This window comes from Pseudoroseomonas ludipueritiae, from assembly GCF_014490445.1.
GTDB classification, from domain to species: domain Bacteria; phylum Pseudomonadota; class Alphaproteobacteria; order Acetobacterales; family Acetobacteraceae; genus Pseudoroseomonas; species Pseudoroseomonas ludipueritiae.
In genome coordinates this window covers 37384-45359 of record NZ_JACTUZ010000019.1, presented here as the reverse complement: position 1 = coordinate 45359, position 7976 = coordinate 37384, and the positions used below count along the sequence as shown (strand labels likewise).

Here is a 7976-nt window from a genome sequence, read left to right as displayed (position 1 = left end):
CAGGTCCGCGCCACGCAGGTCCGCGCCACGCAGGTCCGCGCCACGCAGGCACGCGCCACCCAGGTACGCGCCAGACTTCAGGGCCAGCAAAACCGCCGCCTTGATGCGACCAAGCATCGGAATAGAAGCGTCGATCTCAGCGCGGAACAGGACGCGCTTCGCGTCCCAGCGCGACACGATCTCGACGGGGACTGTGTCAGGGGTCGCAGGAGCGTCGTCGCGCTCAACTGCGGAAATCTCGGTGGTGGTCACTGTGGGAACCTCCTAATCGGCGGGGTGCCGACAGGAGGAACTTTACGCGGAGAGTAGAAAGGTGGGCAAGGCTTTTTGTCTACTCTCCGCAGATTTTATTTGTCTAGCTCGCCGTCCTCTTTGCCCGCCTCCTGCCGACGCCCCTCTGGATCGGGGTCGCCAGGATAGTCCGCTGATAGCTTCCCCATCACCAGCCAAGTCGTAGCAACCTTATCTGACATGTCTTGGATGATGGACGCCGCCTGCTGCATCCGGGTCACCGCGCCTGGCCCGACCTCAGGGGTCATGAGTAGGGCTGCTGGATGCACACCGTAAAACGCTGCCAAGTCTCTTAAATCGTCCAGGTCCAAGGCTCTTGTTCCGTTCTCCCAGCTACTCAACGTTGATACTGGGTTCCCGGTTTGTTCCGCTAGCGCTCTAAGCGTGTATCCCTTGAAATTTCTCCACAACTTTAAGTTGTGCTGCATCGCTTTGGCCTCCTTTGAGAGGCCTGACTTCTTTTCTGCCATAAGTAGATTTTGCTCTGCGGCCAATTTGCCCCCAAGCCGGCTCCTGTAGAAATCGTGCTTGCGTTTTTGTCTACTCTCCGCGTACAAATGCCGCATGACGCTCCTCGATTACCGCAAGGCGAACGGCCTGACCCTGGCAGCCCTGGCGAAGAAGCTGGGGAGCCCCGTGTCCACCGTTCATAGCTGGGAATGCCTGCGCCGCCGTCCGGACTGGAAGGCGGTCGCGAGAATTGAGGCAGCAACCTCGGGACAGGTGACGGCCTCCGACTTTGTGCCGCGCCATGAGGTGGCGGCGTGAAGGGCCTCTTCCTCTTCGCTGTCGGCTTGGTCGCCGCCCTCCTCATGCGTCGTCGTGACGCCGACGAGGAGAGCCACGACTGATGTGTGGCAACGATTGCTCCTCATGCCGGGCTCTTTGTGGCTCGGCGCAGAACGGAAAAGGGCCGGGGTTGCCGCCCCAGCCCGTCCAAGTCGTCAGTTCCGAAAATCCGCACGCTCTCCATGGCCCAGACCATAGCCATGGAGCTTTGCGTGATGACGCAATTGTCCTGCGCGACCGCGCAGAAGTTTTGCGAGGCTGAGATGAGCGGCACGGTGGAAGCCATGCAACGGTTGGCGCGCGAGATCGGGAGCGCCGAAGAGGCATCTACGACCCAGCGCACGATTGAGCGCGTGGCGCGTGCCATCGGCCTCTCGTACCGACGTGCTTACGGCTTCTTTTACGGCACCGCCAAATCGGTGAGCGCCGAGGAATGGATCGCTGCGCAAAACGCGCTGATGGCCTCGCGCCGAAAGCGCGCGGCTCGCCTTCGGGCAGAGCTGGCAGCCCTCGAAACCCTCACGGGAGATACGCATGCAGAAGATCTGGCGCATGTGCGCCAGCCTGCTGGGCTGGATGGGCGACCGATGCTGGGACGGGGCGGAATGGTGCAAGACCAAAGCTGAGAAACTGAGGCGGAGGGCTGGTCAATGATGATGGTCGAGACCGCCATGAGCCTCAATGCCGAGTTGGAAATGCTTGGCCCGAAGCCTGTCCCCGGCGCCACGATGGTGATCCGCGTGCCGGGTGTCATGCGTGGCAAGCAGCGGCCGCGGTTTAACCGCAGGACAGGCCACGCCCACACCCCAGATCAGACCGTCACCATGGAGGCGCATGTCCGGCATTGCGCTGATCAGGCGGTGGGCAATCCTTGCCTGCAAGGTCCGCTTGCCGTCACTATCGAGGTTGGCGTTCCCATCCCGGTTTCATGGTCGAAACGCCGTCAGACTGAGGCCGCGAGCGGCGTCGCACGCCCCATCGGTAAGCCCGATCTCGACAACATCGTCAAGCTGGTGTGCGACGCCCTGAATGGCGTGGTCTGGCGCGATGACGCCCAGATCGTCGCCCAGCTCGCCACTAAGCATTACGCGCTCGTCCCCGAGACCATCATCCGGGTGAGGGCGGCGTGAAACAGAACCACCTCCACCCAAGCGTCCGCATCCCTGCCGGCCCGCTGAAGGCTGTGGACGGGTTCGCTAAGATGATCGCCATGCGCATCCTGGAGAAGGAGGATGCGCTTCTCTCTCTGACCGAGGCAGCCGGCCGGCTCGGGTGTGAGTGCGCCCCTGACGACCTGCGCATCCACTTTGCGGGCATGTTGAACACAGCCATCCCGGTCTGGCAGATGCGCCGGGGCAAAGCGCACGCCTTCATCAAGAAGGAAGTGCGCGCCCTGGTAGGGATCAAGGCCAAGGTCTCGGACATCGAGGCCGAAGCCATGCGCATCAACGAAAGCCTTGGTGAGCCTCTGCTCTACACCGAGGTCTACCGTCTCATTGGCGCCCAGCTCGCCGAATTCATCATGTGGCATCGCCGCACTGGTCGGCGCCGTGGCTGATATTGATTTCGAGACTTTCGCCTCGCTGTATGAGGCCGTCTCCCATGGCAAGCCCCCGAAGGAGCCTGCCACCAGCTTCCCGCTCCTCTGGTTCGAGGACATCAAGCCTTGCCTCGACACCCAGGACTTCGTTCAGGGCCTCCTGATGGAGCAGTCCTCGGCCGTGGTCTTCGGTGAAAGCAACGCCGGCAAAACCTTCTGGGCGACGGATCTGGCGTTGCACGTTGCGGCCGGACAGAAGTGGAATGGGCGCCGTGTCGAAGGCGGCCCAGTCATCTACTGCGCGCTTGAAGGCGGCGTAGGCTTCCAGAACCGCGTCGCGGCCTGGCGGGAAGCGAACGGAATGGAAGACGCGAACATTCCGTTCGCCGCCATCCGCTCCAGCATGAACCTGCTGTTGCCTGACGCAGACACGCCGCGGCTGATCAAGACCCTGCAGGACGTGGCCGACGTGAAGGGGCCGCCTAAGCTGGTGGTCATCGACACCCTCGCCCGCGCCATGGCCGGCGGCAATGAGAACGCCGCCGAGGACATGGGCGCGCTGGTGAAGAACATGGACCTGATCCGGCAAGAGATCGGCTGCTGCGTCCTGTTCATCCATCACAGCGGCAAGGACAGCGCCAAGGGCGCGCGCGGGCATTCGTCCCTGCGCGGCGCCATCGACACAGAGATCGAGGTGAAGGCTGGCGAGGAGGGCGCGCCCAAGTCTGCCACGGTGGTGAAGCAGCGCGAGTTGCGGAAGGGCGATGTCTTCCACTTCGACCTGAAGACGGTCGAGATCGGCCGGAACCGCCACGACGAGCCCGTAACAACCTGCGTAGTCGAGACAGCCGAGGCCCCCGCCGAGGATGACGAGACGGAAGACCAGACGCCTTCCGCCAAGCCGCTCACCGGTGACAACCTGATGGCGCTGCAGATCCTCCAGGACCTTCTCAATGAGAAGGGGCGTGGCGGCTTCCCCGGCGTGCCCCAAGGCTGCCCCAGCGTCCCCGAGGAATGGTGGCGGGAAGCCTTCTATTCCCGTGGCAAGCCCGGCGCGCTCCAGGCCGCCAAGCAGAAGGCCTTCATGCGCGCCACCACGGCCCTGGGCCTTCGGCGTGCCGTTGCTTCGAATTCTGGGAGGGTTTGGTGCCCGTGATCTCGGTCGAGACATCGGGCCGGACCGCCCGGACAGAACCGGACATGTTTCCGGTGCGGGTTCCACCCGCATACCGGGAAATGTCCGGCCTGTCTAGTCCCGCATCCCGGACATGTCCGGGACAATGTCCGGCATGTCCGGATGGAACATCAGATCTCCGGAGTTCGTGAAGATGGCGTTTGAACAGCGCGACATGACCGGGACCCTGTTCCGGAACGAGAGCGACAACGAGAAGGCCCCCAGCCACAAGGGCAAGATCATGGTCGGCGGGGTCGAGTACCCCATCGCCGCCTGGATCAAGGAAGGGCAGAAGGGCCGCTTCTTCTCCATCAAGGTCGAGGAGCCGCGGGAGCAGCGCCAGGCATCGGGCGGCGACTACCAGCCCCGCCAGCGTACGCCGGGTGAGCATCCGATGCCCCAGCGCGGCGGCGGGCCGAAGAAGCCGATCTCGGCTGGCCTGGAGGATGACATTCCCTTTTCTGCCGAGGTGCGGTGATGCGGACCTACTGGAAAGCCTTCGCGGCTGCCTGGGGTGCTTCGGCTGGCATTGCTTCCCTGCTGCTCATGATTGCGGCGGTGAACTACGTCACGGGTGCCAACCCGCCGGACGATACGGATAGCCCAAGCGCCCGCAGTGGCCTTGCCCTCCACACGGACCACAGGACCGGCTGCCAGTATCTCTCTGCGCTGTTTGGCGGTGTCACGCCCCGCCTCGACGGCCAGGGCAAGCAGGTGGGGTGCCGCTGATGCCCCGCTCCGAAAGCTACGTGGTCGCCCGCGGCTACACCATCGACATCGAGCGCAACCGCCTCACTGGCCTGCGTGACCGCGCCAAGGCCGCGCAGAGCCGGTGCAAGCGCGATCAGGACCGCGACTGCCTCCAGGCGGAGATCGACGTGTTCTCCGGCCTCCTGGCGGCTCTGGAGCGGGCTGCCTCTGCCCCGGCTCCGGATGCGCCTGTCCTGTCGAAGAGAGCCACCGCTTGGTTGGAAGCGGCTGCGGAACGGAGGGTTTCGTGATGGAGAAGCGCAACGACGCCTGCACCTCTTTCGTGCCCGGGCGCCAGATCTGCCGAGACGGCTTCCCTGTCTCTGGGGCTTGTTCCGGAGCGCGATGCCATGGCTGCGGCCAGTGGGTGGCTGAGACAAAGCCACCGGCCTGTCTCCGTGAGGATCTTGGTCCGCACCTGTTGGATGACGCCGGGCTGCCCCGGTTGGCGGAACGGAGGGTTGGATGAGCGAGTTCCGAGTTGTGGTCGCCTATCGCTACGCCAAGCGGAACGGCGGTGTCGCGTACGGCATGACCATCAAGGCCGAGAATGAGGAAGGCGCCATCGCCGAGGGGCATCGGAAGATCCTCCAAGGCTATCGCTCCCGCCGGCACGCCTACACCACCTGCGAGAAGCTCCCCGCCCCACCCGCCGCCCCTCAGATCAGCGCCGAGCAACGGGATGAGCCCCATGGCTGAATTCGTCCAGCGATACGACGGCAAGCCATGGTCCGTCCGGTCGAGCACGATCTGGCCCATGGCGTGCTGTGACTGCGGGCTGGTGCATCGCGTCGTCCTCACTGCTCGCGGGGCGTGGATCGGTATCGCGGTGGAGCGGGATGAGGAACTGACGGCTCAGCGCCGGGCGGAAATGGCCCTTGTACAGAGCGAAGAGGAGAGGGGGTGATGGAGCAGATCAGGTTCGCGGCTCACTACCTCGCTCTCGGCATGGGCTACGGCTTCATGTGCGTTGGTGGGCTGGCCCTCTTCGCCGCCATGGCTTGGTGGTGCCTCGATCAAGTCGCCACCCGCATCGGCTGGGTGCGCCTCTTCTATCGGCACAGCAGGACCATCATGGCCGCCGAGCGTGCGCGGCAGACCCCCACCCAGAGCGGAGAGAAGGCGTGATGGCCAACGTCAACGTCCCGTATTCCTGGGTCGTCAGCGTGGTGCAACTCGGCCTGGAGCGCGAGTTCCCAGCGCTCTCCGACAGCGAAACCCTCCAGATGGCGCGGGATAAGGTGGCCCGGATGGCGGAGGTTGCGCAGCGCCCTCCTAAGCCGGACCTGCACCACTTCAAGCCGAACAGGAAGTACCCCTGGTACTGCGCTCATTGCGGCTACGCGCCGCATGAGCCCCTGAAGCACATCCAGCCCAAGGCGGAGGAAGCGTGATGCCCGACACAAAGACCGCCCCCGCCCTGGCCGATCTCAAGGCCGCGCTGCAATGGCTGCCCATCGAGACTGCGCCACGGGATGGGAACAACATCCTCGTGTGGCCGTTCACGTTCGCCAACTGGGCCGGCACTCATCACGTGGTCACCATGGCCTGGTTCGATGACAACCTGAAGGGGTGGAGCATCATCGGAACGGGCATGATCATCCACCCAACCCACTGGCGTCCCCTGCCCGAGCCACCCGCCGCCGAGCGCGCCGGCCTGCTGACCTCCAATGACGGGGATGCGACATGAGCGAGAGCCTGCTGCCCTGCGCCCACTGCGGCGGGAGGGCCGAGTTCCACCGCTGCGAGAACGAGGAAGACGCCAACTTCGGCGCCGTGTTCGTCGAGTGCAGCAACTGCCATATGAGCAGCCCGCTGATCTTCCCGCTCATGGACGATGCCGAGCCGCCCCTGGCCGAACGCTGGAACCGCCGGACCGGGACAGAATGGGCCGCACAGATCGTCCAAGAGCAGGCGGAAAGGGCGAAGGCACTCCACCAAGCCACGCCGCCCGATGTTCGCGCTGCATGGGGCTGGGACAAGAAGGCTGATGCGCTGTTCGAGGCCGCCGGGCTGATCCGAGAGCGCGCCGGCCTGCTGAGCGAGGAGGAGCCGAAGGACAGGCTCAGCACGGTGGTCGCTGACCTGATCAAGTGGGGCGAATGCGTCCTGGATTGGGCGAGGAAGGATGGCGTCTACGGCACCCGAGGGACGACCGACCTCCACTTGGCAATCCAGCGCGCCCGCCAAGCCATGAAGGAGCGGACATGATGGGGCTCCCTATCCCAGTCCAGCAGGAAGCTCAGGCCCACGGCTTCTACCCGGCGCTGATGCTGTGGACCCGCCTGATCCTCAACAAAGCCGAGCCGCATGTTGGCTCAGTGGTCGAGCGCGAATGGGCTGTGCGGGCGTGGGTCTCGGCCAACAAGGCGCGCCGCAGCAAGGCACGGAAGAGGCCGGTGCAGCTCAGCATGGACGACCGCATCCATGCCAAAGCCCGCACAGCCCTCGCCGCGATCCACGGCAGGGGGATGGTGGTGGTGCCGAGGGAGAGCGGCGGCTTCATCACGTCACAGTCTCCGATGACGTTCCATCCGATGCCTCCCGCCCCCAAGGAACCCACCGCATGAGCCAGTCCGTTGTGCAAAAGGCACTCCGCCATGGCACCCGCCGAGCAGTAGACCCGGTGACGGACTATGGCCCCACTCTCCGCCTCAACCGCGGCGACGTGGAGAAGGTCATGCGGCCCGATCCTGAGAACCCTAACCGGGAGGTGATGGGCTGCCGCAGGGTGGAAGAGTTCCGCCGCATGCACCAGGCCGGCACGATCATGCTGGAGCACTTCCTGGCCTGTGAGCGCTACATCGTCACCGCCTCGGCAGCCATGGGCGTCCATGATCAGGACCGCTGCCCTGTCGGCCGCCGCGCGCATTGGCAGCAGGGCCATCTAGCCGACCAGCAGCTGGCAGCCATGGTGTCCATGCGGAACGCCATCGCAGCCCTGGGGTGCAGTGCCCACGCCCTGGTCGAAATGCTGGTCCTGGAGAACCTGCCGCTCGCTAAGATAGCGCAGCGGCGTGGCATGAACCCGACCGAGGCGAAGGGCGCTGTGCGGGCGGCTCTGACTAGGTTGGCGGAGCACTGGGGGCTTGCCCCTGCAGGAGGCGGCAATGGCTGAGGTGATGGCGCCATACATCGACGTTGAATGCCCGGTCTGCATCAGCGACTTCGACCTTACGGGCCCCATCCTTCCCATGGATCACCGATGGACGTGCCCTAGTTGCGGCACCGAAATCCGCCTTGGCGATATCGGATGCTACAACGTGCCGTCTGAGAACCGGGAGGATTGGCTGTATTTCTACCAGTGGGATGTTCCGCCATCAGATTGTGGTTGACCGACTTTTAGAGAACTGCTAGCCAAACATTATTAGTGCGCATTGCGCCCGAAGCCCTAGGAGCCCACGCTCCCGGGGCTTTTCTGTGTCTGGAGGG

18 protein-coding genes are annotated in these 7976 nt (G+C 64.5%); 16 read left to right on the top strand and 2 right to left on the bottom strand.

All coding sequences use genetic code 11. The features are described from left to right. The coding region (locus IBL25_RS27515; RefSeq protein WP_202986712.1) for a pentapeptide repeat-containing protein at window positions 1-252 on the bottom strand (252 nt) is incomplete at its 3' end. Window positions 253-347: 95 nt separating this feature from the next. Further along, entirely contained in the window at window positions 348-857 is a 510-nt protein-coding gene (locus tag IBL25_RS07525; protein WP_187777937.1) for a helix-turn-helix domain-containing protein, read from the bottom strand. Between IBL25_RS07525 and IBL25_RS07520 the strand changes: the two genes are divergently transcribed. The 16 genes from IBL25_RS07520 to IBL25_RS07445 all read left to right on the top strand — a co-directional run bounded on the left by IBL25_RS07520 (window position 856) and on the right by IBL25_RS07445 (window position 7662). Next, window positions 856-1059 carry a helix-turn-helix domain-containing protein gene (locus IBL25_RS07520; protein ID WP_187777936.1) on the top strand — a complete coding sequence of 68 codons (204 nt, stop codon included), beginning with the start codon at window positions 856-858 and terminating at the stop codon, window positions 1057-1059. The two genes, IBL25_RS07525 and IBL25_RS07520, sit on opposite strands and share 2 nt — an antisense overlap. Window positions 1060-1295: 236 nt before the next feature. After that, a complete protein-coding gene (locus IBL25_RS07515) occupies window positions 1296-1706 on the top strand; it encodes a hypothetical protein (protein ID WP_187777935.1) in 411 nt (136 codons plus the stop codon). A 24-nt stretch (window positions 1707-1730) separates the two neighbouring features. Continuing rightward, window positions 1731-2210: a RusA family crossover junction endodeoxyribonuclease gene (locus IBL25_RS07510; RefSeq protein ID WP_187777934.1), complete on the top strand. Its 480-nt coding sequence runs from the start codon at window positions 1731-1733 to the stop codon at window positions 2208-2210. Then, entirely contained in the window at window positions 2207-2638 is a 432-nt protein-coding gene (locus IBL25_RS07505) for a hypothetical protein (protein ID WP_194433638.1), read from the top strand. The genes IBL25_RS07510 and IBL25_RS07505 overlap by 4 nt, the downstream gene beginning before the upstream one ends. Continuing rightward, complete coding sequence (locus IBL25_RS07500) at window positions 2631-3776, top strand: helicase RepA family protein (RefSeq protein WP_187777932.1); 1146 nt, start codon at window positions 2631-2633, stop codon at window positions 3774-3776. Before IBL25_RS07505 ends, IBL25_RS07500 begins: the two co-directional genes overlap by 8 nt. Before the next feature lie 172 nt (window positions 3777-3948). Further along, entirely contained in the window at window positions 3949-4272 is a 324-nt protein-coding gene (locus IBL25_RS07495; RefSeq protein WP_187777931.1) for a hypothetical protein, read from the top strand. Then, a complete protein-coding gene (locus tag IBL25_RS07490) occupies window positions 4272-4523 on the top strand; it encodes a hypothetical protein (RefSeq protein ID WP_187777930.1) in 252 nt (83 codons plus the stop codon). Before IBL25_RS07495 ends, IBL25_RS07490 begins: the two co-directional genes overlap by 1 nt. Further along, complete coding sequence (locus tag IBL25_RS07485; RefSeq protein WP_187777929.1) at window positions 4523-4795, top strand: hypothetical protein; 273 nt, start codon at window positions 4523-4525, stop codon at window positions 4793-4795. Before IBL25_RS07490 ends, IBL25_RS07485 begins: the two co-directional genes overlap by 1 nt. Before the next feature lie 214 nt (window positions 4796-5009). After that, complete coding sequence (locus IBL25_RS07480) at window positions 5010-5243, top strand: hypothetical protein (RefSeq protein ID WP_187777928.1); 234 nt, start codon at window positions 5010-5012, stop codon at window positions 5241-5243. After that, window positions 5236-5451, top strand: coding sequence for a hypothetical protein (locus IBL25_RS07475; protein ID WP_187777927.1), 216 nt, complete (start codon window positions 5236-5238; stop codon window positions 5449-5451). Before IBL25_RS07480 ends, IBL25_RS07475 begins: the two co-directional genes overlap by 8 nt. After that, window positions 5451-5672 carry a hypothetical protein gene (locus IBL25_RS07470; RefSeq protein ID WP_187777926.1) on the top strand — a complete coding sequence of 74 codons (222 nt, stop codon included), beginning with the start codon at window positions 5451-5453 and terminating at the stop codon, window positions 5670-5672. Before IBL25_RS07475 ends, IBL25_RS07470 begins: the two co-directional genes overlap by 1 nt. Beyond that, the gene (locus tag IBL25_RS07465; RefSeq protein WP_187777925.1) at window positions 5672-5938 is read left to right on the top strand and encodes a hypothetical protein; all 267 of its coding nucleotides are present in this window, start codon (window positions 5672-5674) and stop codon (window positions 5936-5938) included. Before IBL25_RS07470 ends, IBL25_RS07465 begins: the two co-directional genes overlap by 1 nt. Next, window positions 5938-6234 (top strand): DUF551 domain-containing protein, encoded by a 297-nt coding sequence (locus IBL25_RS07460; RefSeq protein ID WP_187777924.1) that lies wholly within the window; start codon window positions 5938-5940, stop codon window positions 6232-6234. The genes IBL25_RS07465 and IBL25_RS07460 overlap by 1 nt, the downstream gene beginning before the upstream one ends. Beyond that, window positions 6231-6755: a Lar family restriction alleviation protein gene (locus IBL25_RS07455; protein WP_187777923.1), complete on the top strand. Its 525-nt coding sequence runs from the start codon at window positions 6231-6233 to the stop codon at window positions 6753-6755. The genes IBL25_RS07460 and IBL25_RS07455 overlap by 4 nt, the downstream gene beginning before the upstream one ends. Continuing rightward, the gene (locus IBL25_RS07450) at window positions 6752-7114 is read left to right on the top strand and encodes a hypothetical protein (protein ID WP_187777922.1); all 363 of its coding nucleotides are present in this window, start codon (window positions 6752-6754) and stop codon (window positions 7112-7114) included. The genes IBL25_RS07455 and IBL25_RS07450 overlap by 4 nt, the downstream gene beginning before the upstream one ends. Next, on the top strand, window positions 7111-7662 hold the full coding sequence (locus IBL25_RS07445; protein ID WP_187777921.1) for a hypothetical protein: 552 nt from the start codon (window positions 7111-7113) through the stop codon (window positions 7660-7662). Before IBL25_RS07450 ends, IBL25_RS07445 begins: the two co-directional genes overlap by 4 nt. Window positions 7663-7976 lie beyond the last annotated feature (314 nt).